Annotated in this window: 19 protein-coding genes and 1 riboswitch; of the genes, 11 read left to right on the forward strand and 8 right to left on the reverse strand. The window is 74.6% G+C overall.

Annotated features, from left to right (window positions below; translation table 11 throughout):
* Positions 1-27 precede the first annotated feature (27 nt).
* Genes ABD224_RS23645 through ABD224_RS23655 form a run of 3 tightly spaced genes read right to left on the reverse strand, consistent with a single transcriptional unit; the run spans position 28 to position 3,703 of the window.
* Positions 28-1,131 carry a Rieske (2Fe-2S) protein gene (locus tag ABD224_RS23645; RefSeq protein ID WP_344053180.1) on the reverse strand — a complete coding sequence of 368 codons (1,104 nt, stop codon included), beginning with the start codon at positions 1,129-1,131 and terminating at the stop codon, positions 28-30.
* On the reverse strand, positions 1,128-2,165 hold the full coding sequence (locus tag ABD224_RS23650) for a phytoene/squalene synthase family protein (protein WP_344053182.1): 1,038 nt from the start codon (positions 2,163-2,165) through the stop codon (positions 1,128-1,130). Before ABD224_RS23650 ends, ABD224_RS23645 begins: the two co-directional genes overlap by 4 nt.
* Entirely contained in the window at positions 2,162-3,703 is a 1,542-nt protein-coding gene (locus ABD224_RS23655) for a phytoene desaturase (protein WP_344053184.1), read from the reverse strand. Before ABD224_RS23655 ends, ABD224_RS23650 begins: the two co-directional genes overlap by 4 nt.
* Before the next feature lie 430 nt (positions 3,704-4,133).
* On the opposite strand from ABD224_RS23655, the gene ABD224_RS23660 reads away from it, so the two are divergent.
* The 5 genes from ABD224_RS23660 to ABD224_RS23680 all read left to right on the forward strand — a co-directional run bounded on the left by ABD224_RS23660 (position 4,134) and on the right by ABD224_RS23680 (position 10,008).
* Positions 4,134-5,327: a lycopene cyclase family protein gene (locus ABD224_RS23660; protein ID WP_344053186.1), complete on the forward strand. Its 1,194-nt coding sequence runs from the start codon at positions 4,134-4,136 to the stop codon at positions 5,325-5,327.
* A 49-nt stretch (positions 5,328-5,376) separates the two neighbouring features.
* Positions 5,377-6,108 carry a methyltransferase domain-containing protein gene (locus ABD224_RS23665; protein ID WP_344053188.1) on the forward strand — a complete coding sequence of 244 codons (732 nt, stop codon included), beginning with the start codon at positions 5,377-5,379 and terminating at the stop codon, positions 6,106-6,108.
* Positions 6,105-7,688: an FAD-dependent oxidoreductase gene (locus ABD224_RS23670; RefSeq protein WP_344053190.1), complete on the forward strand. Its 1,584-nt coding sequence runs from the start codon at positions 6,105-6,107 to the stop codon at positions 7,686-7,688. The genes ABD224_RS23665 and ABD224_RS23670 overlap by 4 nt, the downstream gene beginning before the upstream one ends.
* Positions 7,689-8,079: 391 nt before the next feature.
* Positions 8,080-9,582 carry an MFS transporter gene (locus ABD224_RS23675; protein WP_344053192.1) on the forward strand — a complete coding sequence of 501 codons (1,503 nt, stop codon included), beginning with the start codon at positions 8,080-8,082 and terminating at the stop codon, positions 9,580-9,582.
* Between the two features lie 252 nt (positions 9,583-9,834).
* A complete protein-coding gene (locus tag ABD224_RS23680; RefSeq protein WP_344053195.1) occupies positions 9,835-10,008 on the forward strand; it encodes a CsbD family protein in 174 nt (57 codons plus the stop codon).
* 157 nt (positions 10,009-10,165) lie between these two features.
* Here the strand turns inward: ABD224_RS23680 and ABD224_RS23685 are convergent, their stop codons facing one another.
* Together ABD224_RS23685 and ABD224_RS23690 are read right to left on the reverse strand one after the other, a co-directional pair.
* Positions 10,166-10,699 carry a hypothetical protein gene (locus tag ABD224_RS23685; protein WP_344053197.1) on the reverse strand — a complete coding sequence of 178 codons (534 nt, stop codon included), beginning with the start codon at positions 10,697-10,699 and terminating at the stop codon, positions 10,166-10,168.
* An 86-nt stretch (positions 10,700-10,785) separates the two neighbouring features.
* A complete protein-coding gene (locus ABD224_RS23690) occupies positions 10,786-11,328 on the reverse strand; it encodes a DoxX family membrane protein (RefSeq protein ID WP_344053199.1) in 543 nt (180 codons plus the stop codon).
* 458 nt (positions 11,329-11,786) lie between these two features.
* Between ABD224_RS23690 and ABD224_RS23700 the strand changes: the two genes are divergently transcribed.
* Entirely contained in the window at positions 11,787-13,061 is a 1,275-nt protein-coding gene (locus tag ABD224_RS23700; protein WP_344053202.1) for a SpoIIE family protein phosphatase, read from the forward strand.
* A 117-nt stretch (positions 13,062-13,178) separates the two neighbouring features.
* Here the strand turns inward: ABD224_RS23700 and ABD224_RS23705 are convergent, their stop codons facing one another.
* Together ABD224_RS23705 and ABD224_RS23710 are read right to left on the reverse strand one after the other, a co-directional pair.
* Complete coding sequence (locus ABD224_RS23705; protein ID WP_344053205.1) at positions 13,179-13,379, reverse strand: hypothetical protein; 201 nt, start codon at positions 13,377-13,379, stop codon at positions 13,179-13,181.
* A 526-nt stretch (positions 13,380-13,905) separates the two neighbouring features.
* Positions 13,906-15,918, reverse strand: a complete 2,013-nt coding sequence (locus ABD224_RS23710; RefSeq protein WP_344053207.1) for an NlpC/P60 family protein — start codon at positions 15,916-15,918, stop codon at positions 13,906-13,908.
* A gap of 9 nt (positions 15,919-15,927) precedes the next feature.
* A riboswitch (cyclic di-AMP (ydaO/yuaA leader) is annotated at positions 15,928-16,100 on the reverse strand.
* Between the two features lie 127 nt (positions 16,101-16,227).
* Between ABD224_RS23710 and ABD224_RS23715 the strand changes: the two genes are divergently transcribed.
* From ABD224_RS23715 to ABD224_RS23725, 3 genes are all read left to right on the forward strand, one after another.
* A complete protein-coding gene (locus ABD224_RS23715) occupies positions 16,228-16,974 on the forward strand; it encodes an SOS response-associated peptidase (protein ID WP_344053209.1) in 747 nt (248 codons plus the stop codon).
* 218 nt (positions 16,975-17,192) lie between these two features.
* Positions 17,193-18,365 carry an AI-2E family transporter gene (locus ABD224_RS23720; RefSeq protein WP_344053211.1) on the forward strand — a complete coding sequence of 391 codons (1,173 nt, stop codon included), beginning with the start codon at positions 17,193-17,195 and terminating at the stop codon, positions 18,363-18,365.
* A gap of 82 nt (positions 18,366-18,447) precedes the next feature.
* A complete protein-coding gene (locus ABD224_RS23725) occupies positions 18,448-18,861 on the forward strand; it encodes an SRPBCC family protein (RefSeq protein ID WP_344053213.1) in 414 nt (137 codons plus the stop codon).
* A gap of 37 nt (positions 18,862-18,898) precedes the next feature.
* On the opposite strand, the gene ABD224_RS23730 is transcribed toward ABD224_RS23725, so the two are convergent.
* Positions 18,899-19,510, reverse strand: coding sequence for a hypothetical protein (locus ABD224_RS23730; protein ID WP_344053215.1), 612 nt, complete (start codon positions 19,508-19,510; stop codon positions 18,899-18,901).
* A gap of 336 nt (positions 19,511-19,846) precedes the next feature.
* Between ABD224_RS23730 and selA the strand changes: the two genes are divergently transcribed.
* Together selA and ABD224_RS23740 are read left to right on the forward strand one after the other, a co-directional pair.
* Positions 19,847-21,166, forward strand: coding sequence for an L-seryl-tRNA(Sec) selenium transferase (gene selA / locus ABD224_RS23735; RefSeq protein WP_344053217.1), 1,320 nt, complete (start codon positions 19,847-19,849; stop codon positions 21,164-21,166).
* Between the two features lie 7 nt (positions 21,167-21,173).
* A partial coding sequence (locus ABD224_RS23740; protein WP_344053219.1) for a GTP-binding protein occupies positions 21,174-22,574 on the forward strand: 1,401 nt, incomplete at its 3' end.

Here is a 22,574-nt window from a genome sequence, read left to right on the forward strand (position 1 = left end):
GCGCCGGCCCGGAGCGCGGTGGCGCGGTCACCCCGGGAAACGGCCGGTGGAACGCAGGGCCCAGCGGCGCTCCGCATAGGCGAGGTCGTCCCGCCACAGCCGCCCCGCCGCCGCCCGCATCAGCGGCCGCAGCAGCGGCGCCGCCCTGCGGACCGCGGCGAATCCCGGCCGGTCGGAGACGGCCACCACCGCCTCCACCACGGCGGTGCGCGGCCGGCCCTGCGGGTCCGGGCCGAGCGGGGTGGCATGGGTCTCCACCACCGAACCCCGCCCCTCCCCCTCGGTGATGCGCATGACCACCGTGCGCGGCCCCGGTGCGGTGAACACCGCCCGCACGGGCACCACCAGACGCCTCGCGACCTTGAAGGAGACGTCGACGGTGAATCCGTCGTCGCCCTCCCCGTCGCCGCCCTCCCTGTCGTCCCCTTCCCGGTCGTCTCCCCTGCCGTCCTCTTCAGCGCCTCGCGCCCCGCCGCCGTCCGCGGGTGCGGCTGCCCGTCCCGGCGTGCCGACGACGGTCAGATCGACGAACGAGTACGGGTGGAACCAGGCACCGTGCCAGGGGTCCAGCCGGTTGGCGACCACGTCCTCGGGTTCGCAGACGCCGACCCCCGTGTAGACGGCCGCCACCGAGACGGACGCGGGCGGCCGCCGGGGAACGGCCGGCGCCGGGGTGCCCGGCTCACCGCCCACGTCGTCCAGCCGCACCCAGACGAGGACGCCGTCGTCGTGCACCGGCAGCGGCTCCCAGCCGGCGCACGGGGTGCCGTCGAGGGCGAGTCCGTGCCAGTGGCAGATCAGCGTGCCGCACCGGACCGGGCTCTTTGACAGGGGTGCCCCCAGGTGCGGGCAGATGCCCGGGCCGGCCACCGGCTTCCCCCGGGCATCGCGCCAGACGACGATCTCCCGGCCGCCGACGGTCCGGGCCAGGGGCCGCCCACCGCCCACGTCACGGGCGGCGCCGACGACGTACCAGTTGCCCGAGGGCCGTGCCCGGGCCCGCTTCAGCGCCTCGGCGATGACCGACGGCCGGGCATCCCGCCAGGTCGGGCGCTGACTGTGCCAGGCGACGGGGCGCCGGCGCAGCCGCAGGGGGTAACGCCCGCGGAGGGCGGAGAGGCGGGACGTCATACGACCTCCTCACACGGGGGTGCGGACGGCCCGGTGACCGGTGGGGCCACAGGCCGCTTCGGGGGGACGGGGAGCCGCCGCGCACCACGGCGGGACGCGCGGCGCCGGGCGAGACGGGCCGCGGCCACACGGACGAGACCGTCCGCGGCGACCACGGCACGGCGCCGGCGGGGCACCACGGCCCGCCGCTGCACCACCGCGTACCCGGAGTCGGCGACGGCGTCGAGGATGCCCGCGTACAGCACGAAGGCGGTCCGGATGCAGGGGCGGGACACCGGGTCGAGCAGGGCGATGCCCGGCGCGGCCCGGCGGTAGACCTGCCGGGTGAGATCCTCGAAGGCGCGCAGCGCCGCCACGATGCGCCGGTCCGGCCGTCCCCGGTCCCGGCTCCAGCGCAGCAGCTCCCGGTCGACCCCGTACGCCGCCAGCAGGTCGGCGGGCAGATAGACCCGGCCGCGGTCCAGGTCCTCGCCCACGTCCCGCAGGAAGTTGGTGAGCTGGAAGGCCACGCCGAGGGCGGCGGCGTACGGGGCCGCCTCCTCGCGGGGCACCACCGTCCCCAGGACGGGCAGCATCTGCAGCCCGATCACCGCCGCCGACCCGTGCATGTAGGCGCACAGATCGGCGTAGGTGGCGTACTCGGTGACCTCCAGGTCGCGGCGCATCGAATCCATGAAGTCGCCGAAGTGGCGGTGGTCGATCGCGTACCGGCGGGCGGTGTCGGCCACCGCCCGCACCGTCGGCTCGCTGCTGCGGCCCTCGCGCAGCCCCGCCTCCAGCTCCTCGCGCAGCCGGACGAGCGCCGCCGCCCGTGCGTCCGGGCCCACCGCGGGACCGAGGGAGTCGACGATGTCGTCGGCCCAGCGCGCGAACCCGTACAGGGCGTGCACCGCCGGCCGGCGCTCGGCGGTCAGCAGCCGGGTGGCGAGGAAATAGGTCCTGCCGTGGCGGGCGTTGAGCCGGCGGCAGTGGGTGTACGCCGCACGCAGCGCCGGGTCGGTGATGCCCGCGGCATCCAGCTCACGGCCGGTCATGAGCCCGCCTCCACGGCCGCCGTGTGCACGGGCCGCCGGCGCGGCGCGGGCCGGGCCGCCCCGCCGGTGATGCGGGCGGCCGCCAGCTTGCCGGACAGCAGGACGGTGGGCACCCCGACGCCGGGCGTGGTGCCGCATCCGGCCAGCACGGCGTTCTCCGTGCCGCGCACGAGGTTGCGCGGCCGGAAGGGACCGGTCTGCGCGAGGGTGTGGGCGACGGAGAAGGGGGTGCCCGCGGCATGCCCCTGCCGGTGCCAGTCGGCGGGCGTGACCAGGCACTGCTGCTCGATCGCCGAGGCGATGCCCGTCAGGCCCCGCCGGTCCAGCTCGGCGAGCAGTTCCTCGCGGTAGCGCGGCGCGAGTTCCTCCCACTGGGCGGCGGAGGGCCCCAGCACCGTGTTGGGGCACGGCGCCAGGACGTAGTGCAGATGGCGGCCCGGCGGAGCGAGCCCGGGGTCGGTGGCCGTGGGACGCGTGATCAGCAAGGAGGGATCGCTCATGAGCTCACCGCTTCGGGTGAGCTCGTCGAACGTCCGCCGCCACGCCCGGCCGAACGACAGCGTGTGGTGCGCGAGACCGGGCCAGGTGCGGTCGCACCCCGCGTGCAGGACCACGGCGGACGGCGCGTGGGTCACCGGCAGCGGACGGCGCGGCGTGCGGCCGAGCAGCCGGTAGGCGACCGGCAGGTCCGGGGTGAGGACGACGGCGTCGCACGGGATGCGCTCGTCGGCCGTCACGACCGCCGTGATCCGGGCACCGGTGCGCTCCAGCCGGGTGACGGTCCGGCCGAACCGCAGGTCGGCGCCCGCGCGGGCGGCGGCGTCCGCCATGGCCCGCGGCAGCGCGTGCACACCGCCCCGGGGGAAGTACACCCCGGCGACGGTGTCCATGTAGGCGATCACCGCGTACGCGGCGAGCGCACGGTGCGGCGCGACCCCCGCGTACAGCGCCTGGAAGGTGAAGACCCGGCGCAGCCGCTCGTCCCGCAGATACCGGCCGACCCGCGCGTCCAGGCGCCCGAAGCCGCCCAGGGCGGCCAGCCGGGCCAGATCGGCGCCCAGCAGGTGCAGCGGGGAGTCGAAGTTGGCGTCGATGAACCGGCGCATCTGCACCCGGTACATCTGCTCGAGCCAACGGCGCAGCCGCCGGTACCCCGCCGCCTCCCGGCCGCCGGCGAAGCGCTCCACCTCCGCCTCCATCGCGGCCGCGTCGGTGTGCACGTCGAGCGTGCTGCCGTCGGCGAACCTCGCCCGGTACGCCGGGTGCAGAGGGACCAGCCGCACATGGTCGTCCAGGCGTTCACCGACCGCGGCGAACGCCTCCTCGGCGATGCCGGGCATGGTCAGCACGGTCGGGCCGGTGTCGATGACGTAACCGCCCCGCACCAGCCGTCCCGCCCGCCCGCCGGGCAGCGGCTCCCGTTCGACGACGGTGACCCGGCGGCCCGCGCCCAGCAGATGCAGCGCGGCCGACAGGCCGGACAGTCCGGCGCCGACGACCACCACATGGTCGGTGCGCCCCGGAAGGGTTCTGGTCATCGGCCGCTCACCCCGCCGTCCCCGGCGCGCCGGGGCCCGGCCGCCGCGCGGAGAGGAGCCGGGCGGAGCGATCCGGTACCGGCGGCGGTTCCTGCGGCCGGTGACCCTTCGCCTGCGTGGAGTGCATGTCCGTTCCTCTCGTGCGGCCGAAGCGGGGCTCGTCTGAGCGTGGTTCGTCTGAGTCATTCCTCGGCGGCGGCACCGACGGATGCGCCGAACGGGGGACAGTGCGCGGGCCGCCCGCGGCACCGGCCCGTCCGGCGCCGACACGCCGTCCCCGCCGCATCCGTCCCGACGGCCGGAGCACCCGGGATGCTTCGAGAACGCCCGCGCCCGCGCGGGCGTCACCGGAAAACCGCTGAAATCACTGGAAAACACCAAAAGCTGCTGGAAAGTCATCGGAAAGCCACCGGAAAGGAGGCCCTCAGCCGTGCTGGAGGCGGACGTCGCCATCGTCGGAGCGGGGGCCGCGGGCTGGTCCCTGGCCCACTGGCTGGCCCGGCGCCCGCCCGGGGCACGCCCCGTGTCGGTCGTTCTCCTGGAGGCACCGCCGGGGCCGCTGCGGCCACCGGAGCGCACATGGTGCTACTGGGAGCCGCGGCCCGGTCCGTACGACGCGGCGCTCACGACGTCCTGGCAGCGGCTGCGCGTCCACGGGCCCGACGGGCACGGCATCGAACGGGACATCGCACCGCTGCGCTACAAGATGCTCCGGTCGGACGACTTCGCGTCGTTCGTCGCACGCCTTCTGGCCGACGACCCGGACACCCTGCGGCTGCAGGCCGCGGTCGAGACCGTCGAGCCGGCGGACGACGGCGCCGAGGTGCGCGCCCGCACCGCCGGCGGGCGGCCGGTCCTCGTGCGGGCACGCTGGGTGTTCGACTCACGTCCGCTGGGGGGCCTTCCGGCGGCCCGGACGACGCTGCTGCAGCACTTCCACGGCTGGTTCGTACGCCACGACCGGCCGGTCTTCGACCCCGGGACCGTGGAGTTCATGGACTTCCGCACCCCCCAGCCGGCGCACGGCCTGTCGTTCGGCTATGTGCTGCCCACCGGCCGGCGGCACGCACTGGTGGAGTACACCGAGTTCTCCTCACGGGTCCTGGCCCGCGAGCGGTACGAGGCCGCCCTGCGGCGCTACACCGCGCACGTGCTGCGTCTCGGCCGCTTCGAGGTCACCGGCACCGAGTCCGGGGTGATCCCCATGACCGACGCCGTGTTCGCCCGGCAGAGCGGACCGTCGGTCTTCCGGATCGGCGCCGCCTCCGGAGCGACCCGCCCGTCGACCGGATACACCTTCACCGCCGTGCAGCGCCAGACGCGTGCCGTGGCCGCCGCGCTCCACGCGGGACGGCATCCGCTGCCGCCGCCCCCGCACCGGGCCCGCGCACGCGCGATGGACGCCGTCCTGCTGCACGCCCTCGACAGCGGCCGTGTCGACGGGCCGGCCTTCTTCACCCGGCTGTTCCGGCGGGTTCCGGTACGGCGGCTGCTGTGCTTCCTCGACGGCCGGACCCGGCTGTACGAGGATCTGTCCATCGGGCTGCGCACTCCCGTCCTGCCCATGCTGCGCTCCGCCCTCGAACTGCCCCTCCTGCCCCGCCGGCCCTTCCCGGGCCCCTGACCGCCGTCATCAGCGCCCACCCGAGACCCTGGGGAGACTCCGAGATCCCGTGACCGTGCTGCGCGACCACGAGCTGATCGCCGCCTTCGACCGTGCCGCCCGCGGCTACGACACGCTGACGGCGGCCAATCCGGGCTACCACGCACACCTGCGGCGCTCCGCCCGCCGGCTCGGCCTCGCCGGCAGAGGCGACGGGCTGCGCGTCCTGGACCTGGGCTGCGGCACCGGTGCCTCGACCGCCGCGCTGGCCGCGGTGCTGCCCGGCGCCGAGATCACCGCGGTGGACGCCTCCGCGGGCATGCTCCGGCGGGCCGCCGAGAAGACCTGGCCCGCGAGGGTCGGCTTCGCGCAGGCGGCGGTGGAGGACCTCGCCGGGGCAGGCGTGCGGGGCCCGTACGACGCCGTCTTCGCCGCCTATCTGTTCCGCAACGTCACCGACCCGGACCGTGCGCTCGCCACGGTGCACGGCCTGCTGGCACCGGGCGGGCGCCTTGCCGTGCACGAGTACCTCCTCAGCGGCCGTGCGGTGCACCGCATGGTGTGGACGGCGGTGTGCGCCGGCATCGTGCTGCCGGCGGCGACGCTCCTCGGTGACGGCGCGCTCTACCGCCACCTGTGGCGCAGTGTCGTCGACTTCGACACCGCCCCGCGTTTCGCGGCCCGGGTCCGGACGGCGGGCTTCACCCGGGTGCGGGTGCTGCCCCTGCCGGGCTGGCAGACCGGCATCGCCCACACCGTCGTCGCCGAACGCGCGGGCCGGCGCACGGAGGACACCCGATGAGCTCCGGTCACCCGATGAACTCCGGGCGCGTCCGGGCGGCCCGCCGCGGCCGGGACCGGCGGGCCCATGTGCTGCTGCCGGCCGCGGGAGCGCCGCGGATCACCGGGGAACCCCCTCGCACGGCCGTCGTCGGGGGCGGCATCGCCGGGCTGGCCGCGGCGACCGCACTGGCGGAGCGCGGTGTACGGGTCACCCTGTACGAGCGCGAACCGGTCCTCGGCGGCCGGCTGGCGGGATGGCCGACCACGCTGCGGGACGGCACCCCGGTGACGATGAGCAGAGGGTTCCACGCCTTCTTCCGTCAGTACTACAACCTGCGCGGTCTGCTGCGCCGGACCGATCCGCGCCTGGAGCGCCTGAGCGGTCTGCCGGACTACCCGCTGTGGCACGTGTCCGGGATGCGCGACGGCTTCCGGCGCGTTCCGCGGACCCCGCCGTGGAGCGCTCTCGGTTTCGTGGCACGCAGCCCGTCCTTCCCGCCGCGCGAGCTGATCCGGATCCGCCCGGCCGCGGCGCTGCCGCTGTTCGATGTGCGCGTCCCCGACGTGTACGCCCGCCTCGACCACGTCAGCGCCCACGACTTCCTGGAGGCGATCCGCTTCCCCGAGGCGGCGCGTCACCTCGCGTTCGAGGTCTTCTCCCGGAGTTTCTTCGCCGATCCGCGGGAGCTCTCGGCCGCGGAGATGGTCCTGATGTTCCACATCTACTTCCTGGGCTCGTCCGAGGGACTCCTCTTCGACGTCCCGGCCGAACCGTTCCCGGCCGCCCTGTGGACGCCCCTGGCCGGTTACCTGCGGCGGCACGGTGCCGAACTGCGCACCTCGGCGTCCGTGGAGAGCGTCGTACCGGCACCGCACGGCGGCTTCACCGTGACGCTGCCGGACGGGCGGCACCACCATGACGCCGTGGTGCTCGCCCTGGACACCGCGGGGCTGCGCTCCCTCGTGGCGCGCTCCGCGGGACTCGGCGACCCCGCGTGGCGCGAGCGGATCGGCCGCCTGCGCACCGCACCGCCCTTCCTGGTCTCCCGCCTCTGGCTGGACCGTCCCGTGGCCCGTGACCGGCCGGGCTTTCTGGGCACCAGCGGCTACGGCACCCTCGACAACGTCAGCGTGCTGGAACGGTGGGAGGGCGAGGCCGCCCGCTGGGCCGCGCGCACCGGCGGCTCCGTGGTGGAACTGCACGCCTACGCCCTGCCCGAGAACGCGGCCGTCGACGTCGAGCGCAAACGCCTCCTTGCGCAACTGCACCGCGTGTACCCCGAGACACGGCAGGCGCGCGTGGTGGACGAACGGCACGAGTGGCGCGCGGACTGCCCCCTGTTCCCGGTGGGCGGATACCGTGACCGGCCCCCGGTGCGCACCGCCGACCCGTATCTCGTGCTCGCCGGCGACCTGGTCCGTACGGATCTGCCCGTGGCGCTCATGGAACGGGCGGCCACCAGCGGCTTCCTGGCCGCCAACGCCCTGCTGGAGCGCTGGGGGGTGCGCGGACAGACCTTGTGGACGGTCCCGGACCGAGGACGCAGCCGTGTGCTGCGTGCCCTGGCACGCCGCGCGACGTGGAGGGGCTCGTCATGACCCCCCCGCGTCTCCCCGACGAGCGGCACGTCGTCACACGCCGACCCAGGCGGCGCCGTGGCGCAGCGCGGCAGCGGACCGGTTCCGCTCCCGCCTGTCCGGCGCCTGCTTCCTCGGCGAGATGATCACAGAAGCGTCGTACGCGTTGCTTGTTGGTGTTCTGCTCTCTGTCACGGCTGCGGTCACCCGGCGTTCTTCATCCGAAGTCGGGAAGACTCGGGAGATCCTGCGCGTTTAACCCTTTTGTTCTCTGTCTTGTTCTCTCTTGTTCTCTTGTCTTGTTCTCTTGTTCGCGTCAACGGGCACGGGACGGCCCGGCGGACGCCGCGCACGGCGGTGAGGCGTGGTGCCGGGACGCCGGGTGCTCCGGTGGCGACCGGAAGGAGCCTTCGTGAACACGGATGCGCGGGCAGGCGGACGCACCGGCGATCCGGCGGACGCGCCCGACCTCAGGCGCTGGAAGGCTCTGTGGGTGACGCTGACCACCGGGTTCATGAGCCTGCTGGACGTGACGATCGTGGCCGTGGCGCTGCCGTCGATGCAGCGGGAGCTGAACGCCTCGGCGGCCTCCGTGCAGTGGGTGGTGTCCGGGTACGCCCTGGCGTTCGCCCTCGTCCTGGTGCCGGCGGGCCGGCTGGGCGATGCCGTGGGACGGCGCAGGATCTTTCTGGGGGCCCTGGCCGGCTTCGTGCTGTGCAGCGCCGCGGCGGGCGCCGCGCCCACGATTGCCTGGCTGGTCGTGGCCCGGATCGTTCAGGGCGCCTGCGCGGGCTGCCTCGCCCCGCAGAACTCGGCGCTGATCCAGCAGATGTTCCGCGGTGCCGAACGCGGCCGGGCCTTCGGCCTGTTCGGGGCCACGGTCGGCATCTCCAGCGCGCTGGGCCCGGTCATCGGCGGCCTGATCCTGGCGCTGGCGCACGGCGACCAGGGATGGCGCTGGATCTTCTACGTCAATGTGCCGGTCGGGGCGATCGCGCTGCTGCTGGGCGTCCGGCTGCTGCCACGGGTGGCCCCCGGCCGCCGGGAACGGCTCGATCTTCCGGGCACGGCCCTGCTCGGCGCCGGTGTGCTGGGGCTGATGCTCCCGCTGGCGTTCGCCGAGAGCGGGGGAGTGCACCGGCTGTGGTGGCTGTTCCCGGCAGGGGCGCTGCTGCTGGTCCTCTTCGTCCGCTGGGAGCGGCGGGTCGCCGCGGACGAGGGCCGGCCGCTGCTGGACCCGCGGCTGCTGACCGGCACCCGCGGCTATGCCCCGGGTGCGGCCCTGGGCGCGCTGTACTTCGTGGGATTCAGCGGTGTGTGGCTGGTGTTCGCGCTGTTCTTCCAGAACGGACTCGGGTACACGCCGCTGGAGTCCGGTCTCGCGGTGACGCCGTTCGCGATCGGTTCGGCCGGCGCCGCGGTGATCGCGGGACGGCTGGTGGAGCGGTTCGGGCGGCTGCTGACCGTCTGGGGGCTCGTGACGGTCCTGATGGGGCTGACCGCCACGGCACTGATCCTGCGCACGGCACCGCCGGACACGGTGGCCTGGCTCGCCGCGCCCGCGCTGTTCGTGGGCGGCCTGGGCAGCGGCTGCGTCATCTCCCCGAATGTGACGATGACCCTGCGCGATGTGCCGGTGCGGATGGCCGGGGCCGCGGGCGGCGCCCTGCAGACGGGACAGCGCCTGGGCGGCGCGGTGGGAACGGCGGCCCTGCCGGGTCTGTTCTACCTGGTGCTCGCGGCGGACGGCAGGAACTACCGCACCGCCGTGTTCCTCTCCGTCGCCTTCGCCCTCGTGGCCGTGCTGGCGGCCCTGGCCGTCGCATTCCTCGACTGGCACCGCGACCGGCACCGCCGTGGCCGGGGCGGTCCGCGTCAGGTCCGCGCCGGGCACTTCTCCGCGAGCCGCGGCTGACGGGCCGACGGGTCCCGGCGCCCTGGTTTGCCGGGTGGCGGCGTCATCCCCTCCGTCGTCGCGTCACCGTCCCCCGGCCGGCGGGGAGGCGAAACGGGTGGCCGCGGGGGCGTTTCTGCCCAGGCCGTCGCCGTGGACGCAGCCGCCGGACGCAGCGCGGCACCGAAAGGCGCGGGGGAGGTTTGACCACCGCCCTGCCGAGCACCCGCAGGACCGGACACCGACATCGATTCCGGCTGGGAGTGAGCGACAGTGGCGGGTGACGAGAAGGCCAAGGCCAAGAAGGAACAGATGAAGGGCAGGGCCAAGGAGACGGTCGGCCGTGCCCTGGGCAACGAGGGCAAGACGGCCGCGGGGCGGGCCGAGAAGGCCAAGGGCGACGCCCGTCAGGCCAAGGAGAAGACCAAGGACGTCTTCAAGGATTGACAGACCGTGAGTGCTGTCGGTGCTGTCAGTGAAGACGGATGATGACGGAGCTGTCAGCGCCGACAGTGACGACCACAGTGATGACCGCTGTGGCTCCGTCCGGCGGTTCCGAGGGCCCCGCCGGCCCCCCGGGGGCCGCCGACGGCGGGCGGGGCCGTCAGTGCGCGAAGACCTGCCCGGCCTGAAGTCCGCGCACGTCCTCGACGATGCCCAGCTGCCGCCGGGCCCGCTCGAGCAGGCCGTCGAGCTGCCGCGGGTCCAGGCGTGTGTCGCGGTCGGCGAGCTTGCGGAGCGTCTCCCACAGGCACACCTTGCCCTCCACGCCGACCTGCAGCAGCTCCAGCTCCAGCAGGGAACTGAGCGGAGAGCGCCGTACCAGCGCACCGTTGCTCTTCAGCCGTCCGAAGCGCTCACCGAGGAGCCCGGCGTACACCTTGTAGCGCCGGACCGGTATGCCCAGCCGGCGCATGATCCCCACCAGCGTCCGCCGGTCCTCGGCGATCTCGTCCGCGAGCGGGGCGATCGCATCGCCGATCTCGGAGCCCCGGCAGGCCTCGGCGAGGTGGCGGGACCGCTCCGTGCCCACGGTCGCACCGGTCAGATGGTCGTTGAGGTAGATCCCGAGCAGGTCGTGACCGGAGCGCGCGGTGGGCACCGGCAGATGGATCCGGGAACGGGCGTGATGGGACATCGCGTGTCCTCCTCGTCGACGACGCACGGCCGGACGGAACGACGGGAACGGGCCGGGCCCCGGGGCGGCCGGCCTGCTCACCCCGGTCAGGCCGACAGCTTGGCCAGCTTGGCGCGCATCCCGCCGACCGTGGCGGCCGGGCGGGCCGTGGCCTGGACGGAGCGACGCACCAGGCGGGCCTCGCGCCGCAGTTCACGGCCCGCGTGACGGCCGCGCCACAGCAGGGACGGCGCGGCGCCGGTGTCGTCGGCCACGATCAGCAGACCACCCAGCATGGACATGTTCTTCAGGAAGTGGACCTGCTGCTGGACGCGCTCGGTGGCGTCCTTCGCCTCCCAGAACCGGTGGGCGGCCAGGGTGGTGGGCACCAGGCTGACGGCGAGGGCCAGCGCGGACAGCCGGGGGAGGCGCCCCAGCCCCAGCAGCACACCGGCGGCGACCTGGACACCGCCGTTGAGCCGTACGACCTCTTCGGTGCGCTCCGGCAGCACCGTCACGCACCCCCTGATCCGCTCCACGACGGGCTCGGCGAGCGAGGTCACCTCTTCGGGACGCCGAACGGCCTCGAGGCCTCCGGCGACGAACATGGAGGCGAGCAGAGGGCGACCGACCACGCGCAGCAGACTCATGACTCTCTCCGAGGGTGAGGGTGAGTGCGGCGTTCGCCCGAGTTCCCGTGCCCGGCGAACGCAACCATGCCCCGCGCATCCCGCATGGCCGGCGGCCGGGAGGGGCACCCGGCACCGATGGCGGGACCCCGGCGATACGCGGTGGCGGCCTCCGGTCAGTGGCGGGACGAGGAGGACGGCCGCCGGCTGTCCGCCGGGGAGGTCCACGCCTGGGAGCAGGGCACCAATCAGACGGTGTGCGGCCTGTCCCTGCACCGCTCCCGCCTGACCCGGTTCGCCGGTGTGCCCTGGCCCGACGTCCGGCCGGAGCCGGGTGGCGCTGTCCGGCCGCGGCAAGACGGGCTGAGGGACGGCCGCGCGCACACCACCCCTCACCTCACCCCGTTTGGTGAGAATCCGCTCCGGTGCCGCCCGTCACCGCGGGTCGCTCCCCGTCGGCGCCCTCGCGCAGTGCTGGGATGAGGACGGCACAGCGGCAGAAAGGGGTGATCGTGGACGGCGACCTGGCGACGGGCCTCGAGAGGGTTGCCGCGAACCGTTTCGTACGGGCGGAGCGGGCGCTCCGCGCGATCGGTACGACCCTCGACGACCGCAGGACGGCGGCCGAACTCGCCGCGTTCCTGGTCGAGGAGCTGTGCGACTCCGCGACCGTCGACCTCTACCGCTCACGGGAGGGCCACCGCGGACAGGGGGAGTTCCTGCAGCCCGTTGCCACGGCCGGCCGGCGCGACCTCCTCGACAGCCTGGGGAAGGGTCCGCGCGAGAACGTCTCCGTCCGTGCCCTGGACGCGGGCCATCCCCTCACCGTCTCCTTCACCCCCGGCAGGGGCACGGGCCAGGTCGCCCTCTCCGTGCCGCTGCTGACCCGGGACCGGGTTCACGGCGTCGCCCTCGCCCTGCGCGCCGGGCCCCCCTTCGACGACGACGAGACAGCGGCCGTCCACTACGCGGCCCGGCTGACCGCCGCCCATCTGCGGTACGCGGACGACCAGCGGGAGGCCGGCCCCAGGGTGTGGGACCTGCAAAAGGTGCTGCCGGCCGACCCCGGACGCCCCCGTCCCGACGTGGACCTCGCCCTTCGCCATCTGCCCGGGCCGGTGGGCGGCCACTGGTGCGAGACGGTACGTCTGCACTCCGGCCGCACCCTGCTGGTCGCCGGCGACGTCATGGGGCACGGCCTGGACGCGGCGGTCGACATGAACGCCTACCGCTGCCTGCTGCGGTACATCGCCTCCACCGACCTCGCGCCGCACGGCATCCTGCGCCGGCTGGACGCCACGATGTCCACGGAGAGCGGCCGCCGTCCGGCGACCTGCCTGCTGGCCCTGCTGGACCCCGCGCACGGCACGGCTCTGCTCACCGGAGCGGGACACCCGCCCCCGGTCGTCGTCCACGCCGACGGCGCCGCCGCCCCGGTCGTGCTGCCCGAGGGACCTCCCCTCGGCACCGGCGGCAGCGCCTACCGGGCGACCAGCCTGCCCCTCGCGCCGGACGACACCCTGGTGATGTTCACCTACGGGCTGATCGGACGGCGCGGCGAGGACATCGACACCTCGCTCGGGCGCCTGGCCGCCCTGCGTGTACGGCCCGGCCGGAGCGTCGGCGAACTCCTGGACGAACTCCTGGCCGGCCTTCCGGCCGGGAGCCCGGACGACGCCCCCGACGGGCCGGGGGCCGGCCGCACGAGCGGCGGCAGCTCTGTGATCGCGGCCCGTCTGCTGCCCCGGCCCTGACGAACACGGCCGGACTCCTTCCCCGGCAGCGGGGCGCATACGGAGGCGCACGGGACATCCGTACGGAAATTCGCACGGACACCCGCACGGTGGAGGGCGATCGCCGGCACCTCGGTGTCAGGCCAGTACCGCCACGAGCGCGGCCATCACGGTGAGTGCTGCCAGGCACAGTATGAACAGGTGTGCGCATTCCATCCAGGCCGGCCGGGAGCCGTCGTGGAGCCGGGGGCGGTCGTCGCCGTGCGGGGCGGCGGGGCCGCGGCCCGGACCGAGCAGCGAGCGGCACCTGGGGCAGTCGCTGTCCTCCCACGCTTCCATGCCGCGCTCAACGATGTGCCCGGGGCCGGGCAACGCCCGCGCCCGCCATCGTGATGCCGCCGTCACCGGGTCGTGAACGAGCAGTGCCCCGGGCGGACCGGGCACGGGCGAGGGGAAAGGGGCCGATGCTCTTCCCGCTCTTCCCCGCCGGTCTCACAGGAGCGGGAGCCCCCGAGGCACGGGCACCGCGGGCACCCTGAACGGCGACCCGGCCGGCGCTCCCCACGGCACCTCGCCGGACCCGACGCCCCACGACCGCAGCAGCGGTGCACCGGGCCCGCGTCCGGGAGTGCCCGGCCGCGGCGGACGATGCGGGTGGGCGGATGAGGGGAGGTCACTGGGCCCTCTGGGGGGTTCCACGGCCCGGGAAGAGCTGTCCATGCCCCAGAGCAAACGGCGCGTACGCCCCCGCGCACGCGCCATACTCCAGCGCCTCACCGCATCGAGTGAGAACACCCCTCGAACGGAGGCCTCCATTCATGCGACTCATGCGACAAGCCGCCCGACGAGGGAGGACCTGAGGGGCTCAGGCGGGCCGCACCGCACTGTGGATGGCCTGCGGGCCGGCGAAGAAGATCGACTCCTCGCGTATCGACGCGCCCGGGCTCGGGGCATGGACCATCTTGCTGTCGCCGGCGTAAAGACCGACGTGGTTGACCTCCTTGTAGAAGAAGATCAGGTCTCCGGGCCGGAGGTCGGCGAGTTCGATCGGCGTGCCGAAGCCGGCCTGCTCGGTGGCTGTGCGGGGGAGTTCCACCCCTGCGGTCCGCCAGGCGGCCTGGATGAGGCTCGAGCAGTCGTACGAGTCCGGCCCGGTCGCCCCCCATACGCACGGCTTGCCGATCTGCGCACGGGCGAACTCGAGCGCCTTGGCGCCCTTCCGCTCGTAGGAGGCCGAGGCCGATGCCTCGGCGGCGCCGGGAGAGCCGGACGCGGTGTCCCCGGCCGCTCCCTGGCCGGCGGCCTGACTGGCGTCGAAGAGCGAGTTCCCGTCCAGGGGCGGGGTGGTGTCGAACATCCCGGTGGAGCGCTGCTGCCACTGTGCCGCTCCCTGCTGAGCGGCTTGCTGGGACAGCAGTTCGCGGGCCTGGGTGAGCTTGGTCTGCCACTGGCCCTTGGACGCCCTCTGCACCGGCTGCCGACGGCCGGCCACCGAGGCGCGCGGTGTGCCGGGGGCCTGCGGCTGCGCCCCGGCCGCAGGCGGGGGCGTCATCGCGGACCCGGCAGCGGGAGCGGGCTGCGCAGGACCGGCGGCCGGCGGTTCGATCGGCCCGGTGGGCAGGACGCCCGTGGAACCGGTGGACTGCGGCTGCATGGACCGGCTGGTGAGGGCCTGCATGGAGCCGGTGGTCTGGGGGTCCATGGTGCCGGTGGGCAGGACGCCCATGGAGCCGGTGGGTTGGGGTTCGGTGGATCGAGGGGGCAGTGCCTCGACGATCCCTGTGGTGGGTTCCATGCCGCTGGTGGGCAGGGGGTTCGTGGAACCGGTGGACGGGGGTTGCATGGACCGGCTGGTGAGGGCTTGCATGGAGCCGGTGGTCTGGGGGTCCATGGTGCCGGTGGTGAGGGCTTGCATGGAGCCGGTGGTCTGGGGGTCCATGGTGCCGGTGGGCAGGACGCCCATGGTGCCGGTGGTGGAGGTGTCCGTGGCACCGGTGGACGGAGGCTGCATGGACCGGCTGGTGAGGGCCTGCATGGAGCCAGTGGACTGAGGATCCATGGTGCCGGTGGTGGGGGCGTCCGCCGCTCCGGTGGAGGGAGGCTGCATGGACCGGCTGGTGAGGGCCTGCACGGAACCAGTGGACTGAGGATCCATGGTGCCGGTGGTGGGGGCTTGCATGGAGCCGGTGGTCTGGGGGTCCATGGTGCCGGTGGGCAGGACGCCCATGGAGCCGGTGGTGGAGGTGTCCGTGGCACCGGTGGACGGAGGCTGCATGGACCGGCTGGTGAGGGCCTGCACGGAACCAGTGGACTGAGGATCCATGGTGCCGGTGGTGGGGGCGTCCGCCGCTCCGGTGGAGGGAGGCTGCATGGGCCGGCTGGTCAGCTCCCCGAGGGGGGCGGCCGGTGGGGTGGCAGGTGCCGCCATGGGCAACTCCCCTGCCGGCGCGGCCGATGCGGTGGCAGGGAGCGCGGGTGCCGGCCCGGCCTGCGCCGGACCTGCGGTCAGCTCCAGCCGGGACGACCCGCCCTCCAGGCCCCGTCCCTTCAGGGCGTCCGCCGCACGCTTGCCGGGCGTTCCGGTACGGGAGTCGGCGCGGCTCGGCATACGGTCGGGCGGCAGGGCCGCCGGAACGATCGGGCCGAACTGGGCGCGCGCCACGTCGAACCACCGCTTGGTCAACTGCTCGAGGGCCGGGTCGGATTCCGGGGAACCGCCCCGCGACCCCGAACCACCCCGCGCACGCTGCTTCTGGCTCATCACGCGGGTGGCATTGAGGTTCCCCGTGGCCCTCTCCGCCTGGTCGTAGAGGCTGTTGAGCCGCTGCTGCACCTCGGCGGGACTGGGTTTGTCGTCGCTCGGTCGTTCCGGCGCCAAGGAAGACGCACTCCTTACCATAGGCCGCCCGCCGAGTCAGCTGCCGGGTTCGGGCGGATGTTCTGGGAAGGCGTGCCCCGCGGCTCCTGTCCGAAGGGACGGGGAAGCCGATTCACCCCGATGCCGATCGGGTCCCCGGCTCCGGATGCCGTGGGGCGTACCGGACTCGGCGGAGGTCGCACGATCCGACGGGACTCGCCGGAGGCAATCGTGCGGCCTGGACGTCAACTTAGCGAACGTGTGTGCCTCATGTGAAGATTGAAGTGCGATATGTCCGATACGTAAATGTGATCTTTCTTGGATAGGGCCATGTGCGGTCGTTACGTCTCCACCCGCAGCCCCGAGGACCTGGTCCGGCACTTCGGGGTCACCGAGTGGAGTCCGGAGGAGGCACTGGAGCCCAGCTGGAACATCGCCCCGACCAACCGGGTGTGGGCCGTACTGGAACGCGCCCCGCGGGAGAGCCGCGAGGAGGCCGCCTCCGTGCGCAGGGAGCTGCGGCCGCTGCGCTGGGGTCTGGTCCCGCCCTGGGCGAAGGACGTGCGGATCGGCGCCCGGCTGATCAACGCGCGGGCCGAGACCGTGCACGAGAAGCCCGCCTTCCGCCGCGCCTTCGCCCGGCGCCGCTGCCTGCTGCCCGCCGACGGCTTCTACGAATGGCAGCAGGTCCCGTCCGGGACAACCGGCAAAACCCGCAAGCAGCCCTACTACATCAGCCCCGAGGACGGCCGGCTGATGGCGCTCGCCGGACTGTACGAATACTGGCGGGACCCGGAGGTGGAGCGGGACGACGACCCCGCCGCCTGGCTGACGACCTGCACCATCATCACCACCGAGGCCACCGATGCCGCCGGCCGCATCCACCCCCGCATGCCGCTCGCCCTCGATCCCGAGCACTACGACGCCTGGCTCGACCCCCGTCACCAGGACCCCGACGAGCTGCGGGAACTGCTGAGCCCTCCGGCGGGCGGGCACCTCGGAGCCCGGCCCGTCTCCCCGGCCGTCAACAATGTGCGCAACAAGGGCCCCGCCCTGCTGGAGGAGCCCCCGCCGTGACCGGCCGGCCCACCGGTCGGCCACCGGTGCCGGCCCGCCTCGCGCGACGCCGTACGCCGGACGGGCATCCGTTCCCCCCGATGCCCCGACGACCGCCCGACCGGACGAACCGCACCCGCGTCCCCGCCCCCTCGGCCCTTACCGTGCTCTGGACGCGACCGTCACAGGCGGCGTGAGGACGGTCCGGAGGTGACGGCCGGTCAACAACGGGAGGCACGGTGGCGGATGCGGGCGGTCCGGTGCCCGAGCGGGGCCGCAGGCGCCGGGCGGGCGGCACCGTGCTGGGCAGCCGCCCGGCGTACTCCGTACGCCTCCCGCCGCGCGCCCGGCCCGCTCCCGCCGCCACGAAGGCGGAGCGCACGGTCCCCTGGCTGCGCATCGCCGCCGCCTACGCCTGGCGGATCATCCTCGTCGGCATCGTCGTCTACGGCGCCTTCACCGTCCTCGGCCGCTTCCAGCTCATCGCCGTGGCCGTCTTCCTGGCCCTGGTCGTCACCGCGGTCCTGCGCCCTGCGGCCGACCTGCTGCACCGCTTTCTGCCACGGCCGCTCAGCGTCGCCGTGGCCCTGGTCGGCAGCCTGCTCGTCCTGCTCGCTCTTCTCGCCCTCGTGGGCAACACGGTGGCGGGGCAGTGGGCGAAGCTGGCGGGCGAGTTCGGCGGCGGCGTCCACCGGATCGAGCAATGGCTCGAGCGCCCGCCGTTCCGGATCAGCCCGGGCACACTCACCGACCTGTGGAAACAGGCCCTGTCCTATCTGTCAACCCACCGTGCCGGCCTGCTCGACACGCTCCTGAGCGGGCTCGGCCGGCTCGTGGAACTGGTCACGGCGGGTGCCCTCGCCCTCTTCCTGTCCGTCTTCTTCATCCACTCCGGGGAGGAACTCTGGCGATGGGCCGGCGACGAGCTGCTGCCCCGCGGGGCCCGGCCGGTGTGGGACCGCGCGGGGCGGGCGGCCTGGTGGGCCTTCTCCGGATACACCCGCGGCATCATCGTCGTGGCCGCCGTCAACGCCGTCCTCGTCGGTGTCGCTCTGCTGGTGCTGCGCGTCCCGCTCGCGCTGCCGCTGACGCTGCTGGAGTTCTTCGCCGCGTTCGTGCCGCTGGTGGGGTCACCGGTCGCGCTCGGCGTGGCCACGGTGGTCGCCCTGGCCGGACGCGGCCCGCTCACCGCGCTGGCCGTGCTCGTCCTGATCGTCGTCATCGGAGAGCTCGAAGGACATCTGCTCCACCCCCTGGTCATGAGCTGGGCGGTCCGTCTGCACCCCCTCGTCATCGCCGTCTCCGTCGTCGCGGGCAGCATCGTCGGGGGCATCGTCGGCGCCGTTGTCGCCGTCCCGTTCGTCTCGGTCGTCTGGGCGGTCCTGCGCGCTCTGCGCTCCACCCCGCCCTGACACCCCGGACCGGGGCTTTTCGGCCGCGTCAGAAGGGGCACGCGGTCGGGGTACGACCCCCGAGCAGAGGAACGGTGCCGCCATGGCCGAGTACGAACGTTCACGCACCATGCCCGCAGCGCCCGAGCAGATCTTCGACCAGGCCGCCAACATCACCCAGTTCGACGCCTGGCTGCCCGACGCCCTGCACGTGCATCCCGAGGAGCCGCCCGCCGTCACCGTGCACGAGGACCGCACCGGCGAGGACACCTCCGCCCTGCTGCGCACCGAACGCGACCGGATGCGCATCGAGTGGGGCACCCGGGAACGGGGCGGCTACGCGGGCTGGCTCCAGGTCGCCGGTCTCGACGGCGGAACCAGTGAGGTGACCGTCCATCTGTCGTTCTTCGACGACACGCACGACCCGGGTGAACGAGCCGCCCGCGACGCCCTCGACAGCAGCCTGCGCCGTCTGGAGGAGCAGGTACGTCTGCGGGGCGGGAACACGGCCGGCTGACCGGGCCGGCGCCCGCCGTGCCCGCCGTCCGTCCTCCTCACCGCTCCTCCACCGTCGTGGTGACCCGCACCAGACAGGGCCGGCGCGGAGTCGACCCGAAGCCGAAGCGCACGGGCGGCACGACCGCCGCCGGCGGCCCCAGGTCCGCGCCCTCGAAGACGGCGCCGGCGCTCCGGATCGGGTGCAGGTCCCGCGCGCCGTACCACTCGTGGCGGCCGGCGCCGGCCGTGCCGCAGGTGCGCACTCCCCGCAGCAGGCGTGCGGGCAGCCCCACCGCCTCGATCCAGCGCGGACGGACGGCGAGCACCCGTGGCACGGCGCGCAGCACAAGCCCCGGCGGCCCCCGCCGGCCGGTGGTGAAACGCAGGGCCAGCGAGTCGGAGGCGACGGTCCAGCCGCCGCCTTTGGCCGTCACCCGGACCGGCTCGACGCGCACCTCGTCGAAGACATAGGTGGCGGCGATGAAACGCGCCGTTCGGGGGTCGGGGGCCAGCAGCACACGGTGTCCGTCGCGCCGCTCGATCATCACGTCGCCGAACGGCCCGAACGGCGAGTGCGCCCAGCACCCCAGCACCAGGCGGGTGCCGGAGGCCGTGCCGATCCCGGCGACATGACCGTCGAAGATCCACCGCGCGCGTCTTCCGCTCATCCGGCTGTTCTCCGGCACCTCTTCACTCCCCTTCGCTCCCAGGTTCGCTCCCAGGTTCGCTCCCAGGTTCGCTCCCGGGCCGCTTTCGCCCCTGCTCCGTTCCTTCGCCCCTGGTCCGTTCCCGCCGCCGGCGGAGGCGGGCGGAGCCTGTGCGGGTTCCCGTGCCGCCGCCCGGGTACACGGGCGGCGGCACGGTGGTGTGCCGTACGCCGGGGGAGCGAGCGACCCGCGTCCTGGCGTACGGCCGTACGGCGTGTCACGTGGGCGGCCCCGGGCACCGGGGGACGATGGGCCTGCCGGGACAGTCACGGGGGCGTGCCGGGGACGGAGGGCCGAATGGAACAACAGGTCATGGGGCGGGTGAGCGACGCCCGGCGGCGGATCCCCCGCACCGACGCCGTTCTGCGGGACCCGCGTCTGGTGGACGCGGCGAGCAGGCTCGGGCCCGGACCGGTCAAGGCCGCGGTCCGGCAGGCCCAGGAGCGGGCACGCCACGGCGCCCTCGCCCCCGAGGAGGTGGCGGACACCGCCGTGGCGCTGCTGCCGCGCGCGGTCGGCGGACTGCGCCCGGTGATCAACGCCACCGGGGTGCTGCTGCACACCAACCTCGGCCGGGCCCCCCTGTCCGCGGCGGCCCGGCAGGCGGTGCAGGACGCCGCCGGCCCCACGGACGTCGAACTGGACCTGCGCACCGGCGTGCGGGCCCGCAGGGGCCGCACCGCCCTGGAGGCGCTGCGCGGCCGGGTGCCGTCCGCCGCGGCGGCGCACGTCGTCAACAGCAACGCCGCGGCCGTCGTCCTCGCCGCCACCGCCCTCGCCGCGGGCCGGGAGATCGTCATCAGCCGGGGCGAGATGGTGGAGATCGGGGACGGCTTCCGGCTGCCGGACCTGCTGGTGTCCACCGGGGCCCGGCTCCGTGAGGTCGGCACCACGAACCGTACGACTATGGACGACTACGCCGCCGCGATCGGCCCCGAGACGGCCTTCGTGCTGAAGGTGCACCCCTCCAACTTCCGCATCACCGGCTTCACCCGCGCCGCCGGCATCCGCGAACTGGCGGCGCTGGACGTGCCGGTGGTCTCCGACATCGGCTCCGGGCTGCTCGCCCCCCATCCGCTGCTGCCCGGGGAACCGGACGCCGAGACCCAGCTGAGGGCCGGCGCGGCCCTGGTCACCGCCAGCGGGGACAAGCTGCTCGGCGGCCCCCAGTGCGGACTGCTCCTCGGCGACGCGGAGCTCGTGCGCACCCTGTCCCGGCATCCACTGGCCCGCGCCCTGCGGGTGGACAAGCTCACCCTGGCCGCCCTGGAGGCGACACTGAGAGGCCCCGACACCCCCACCGCCGTATTCCTCGCCGCCGACGCGGCCGGGCTCGCACGCCGCGCCGAACGGCTCGCCGCCACGCTGGGCGCCGCCGGCATCGACGTCCGGGCCGTTCCCAGCGCCGCCACGGTCGGCGGCGGCGGCGCGCCCGGCGTGGCCCTGCCCAGCGCCGCCCTGTCCCTGCCCGAGCGGTACGCCGCCGCCCTGCGCACCGGCCCGGTGCCGGTCGTGGGCAGGCTGGAGGGCGGACGGTGCCTGCTGGATCTGCGGGCGGTGCCCGAGGAGGACGACGAACGGCTGGCCGACGCCGTGCGGTCGGCGGCGGAAAGGTAGACGGGCCATGCGGGTCCTGGCCACCGCGGGACACGTCGACCACGGCAAGTCGGCCCTGGTGCGGGCGCTGACAGGCATGGAACCCGACCGCTACGAGGAGGAGCGGCGCCGGGGACTCACCCTCGACCTCGGCTTCGTGTGGACCCGGCTCGACGACGGCGGGCACCTCGCCTTCGTCGATGTGCCCGGGCACGAGAAGTTCGTGGCCACCATGCTGGCCGGGGTCGGCCCCGTGCCCGCCGTGCTGTTCGTGGTCGCCGCCGACCAGGGCTGGCAGCCGCAGTCCGAGGAGCACCTGGTGATCCTCGACGCGCTCGGCGTCCGGCACGCCGTCCTCGCCGTGACCCGCAGCGACCTGGCCGACCCGGAACCGGTGCGCGCCGCCGCCCTCGAACGGCTGGCCCGGACCTCGCTCGGCGCCGTGCCGTCCGTCGCGGTGAGCGCGGTGACCGGCGCCGGACTGGACGAGCTGCGCACCGAACTGGCCCGGCTGGCCCGCGCGCTGCCCGTGCCGCCCGCCGACGCGGACGTACGGCTGTGGCTGGACCGCGCCTTCACCGTGCGCGGGCACGGCACCGTGGTGACCGGCACCCTCGGCGCGGGCACCCTGCGCGTCGGCGACCGGCTGCTGGTGGCCGGGGCCGGCCCGGACGCCCCCCTGAGGGTGCGCGGGCTGCAGTGCCTGCGCCAGGAGCGCGACACCGTCAGCGGGGTCGCCCGGGTCGCGGTCAATGTGCACGGCCCGCTCGCCGGGGAACTGCGGCGCGGACAGGCGCTGCTGACCCCGGGCCGCTGGCTGTCCACCGACCGGATCGACGTCCGTGTCACCGGCGGAGCCGTCGGCGAACTGCCCCGCTCCGTCGCCCTGCACATCGGCACGGCGGCCGTGGAGGTCACCGTCCGCCCCTTCGGCGAGGACACCGCCCGGCTGGCCCTGCGCCGTCCGCTGCCCCTGCGCGTCGGGGACCGGGCGGTCCTGCGCGAACCGGGCGGGCGGCGGATGCCCCGCGCCGCGACCGTGCTCGACGTGTGCCCGCCGGAGCTGACCCGGCGAGGTGCCGGACGGGCCAGGGCGGCGGAACTGGCCACGATGACGGGCCGCCCCGACGGCGCGGCGGAGCTGCGGCGCCGCGGCCTCGTCCGCCGCTCCCGCCTGCTGGCCATGGGCGTGCCCCCGCCCTGCGAGCCCGTCGCCGGGGACTGGCTGGCCGACCGGGACCACTGGGCCCGGCTGCGGGAACGGCTGGCCGCCGAGGTCGAGCGGTACGCGCAGCGGCACCCCCTGGAGCCGGGGTTGCCGGCCGAAGCGGCCCGGCACCTGCTCGGCCTGCCCGACCGGGCCCTGGTGGACGCACTCGCCCGGACACCCGGCGAGCCGCGGCTGCAGCGGCGCGGCGGACGCCTGTAC

The sequence above is a fragment of the Streptomyces thermoalcalitolerans genome (assembly GCF_039525155.1).
GTDB lineage: Bacteria > Actinomycetota > Actinomycetes > Streptomycetales > Streptomycetaceae > Streptomyces > Streptomyces thermovulgaris.

What these genes read in the sequence shown, in the direction of transcription:
- ABD224_RS23645 (WP_344053180.1), bottom strand. Translation starts at nt 1,131, where the DNA reads ATGACGTCCCGCCTCTCCGCCCTCCGCGGGCGTTACCCCCTGCGGCTG.
- ABD224_RS23650 (WP_344053182.1), bottom strand. Translation starts at nt 2,165, where the DNA reads ATGACCGGCCGTGAGCTGGATGCCGCGGGCATCACCGACCCGGCGCTG.
- ABD224_RS23655 (WP_344053184.1), bottom strand. Translation starts at nt 3,703, where the DNA reads ATGACCAGAACCCTTCCGGGGCGCACCGACCATGTGGTGGTCGTCGGC.
- ABD224_RS23670 (WP_344053190.1), top strand. Translation starts at nt 6,105, where the DNA reads ATGAGCTCCGGTCACCCGATGAACTCCGGGCGCGTCCGGGCGGCCCGC.
- ABD224_RS23685 (WP_344053197.1), bottom strand. Translation starts at nt 10,699, where the DNA reads ATGTCCCATCACGCCCGTTCCCGGATCCATCTGCCGGTGCCCACCGCG.
- ABD224_RS23690 (WP_344053199.1), bottom strand. Translation starts at nt 11,328, where the DNA reads ATGAGTCTGCTGCGCGTGGTCGGTCGCCCTCTGCTCGCCTCCATGTTC.
- ABD224_RS23700 (WP_344053202.1), top strand. Translation starts at nt 11,787, where the DNA reads ATGAGGACGGCACAGCGGCAGAAAGGGGTGATCGTGGACGGCGACCTG.
- ABD224_RS23705 (WP_344053205.1), bottom strand. Translation starts at nt 13,379, where the DNA reads ATGGAAGCGTGGGAGGACAGCGACTGCCCCAGGTGCCGCTCGCTGCTC.
- ABD224_RS23715 (WP_344053209.1), top strand. Translation starts at nt 16,228, where the DNA reads ATGTGCGGTCGTTACGTCTCCACCCGCAGCCCCGAGGACCTGGTCCGG.
- ABD224_RS23725 (WP_344053213.1), top strand. Translation starts at nt 18,448, where the DNA reads ATGGCCGAGTACGAACGTTCACGCACCATGCCCGCAGCGCCCGAGCAG.
- ABD224_RS23730 (WP_344053215.1), bottom strand. Translation starts at nt 19,510, where the DNA reads ATGAGCGGAAGACGCGCGCGGTGGATCTTCGACGGTCATGTCGCCGGG.
- selA (WP_344053217.1), top strand. Translation starts at nt 19,847, where the DNA reads ATGGAACAACAGGTCATGGGGCGGGTGAGCGACGCCCGGCGGCGGATC.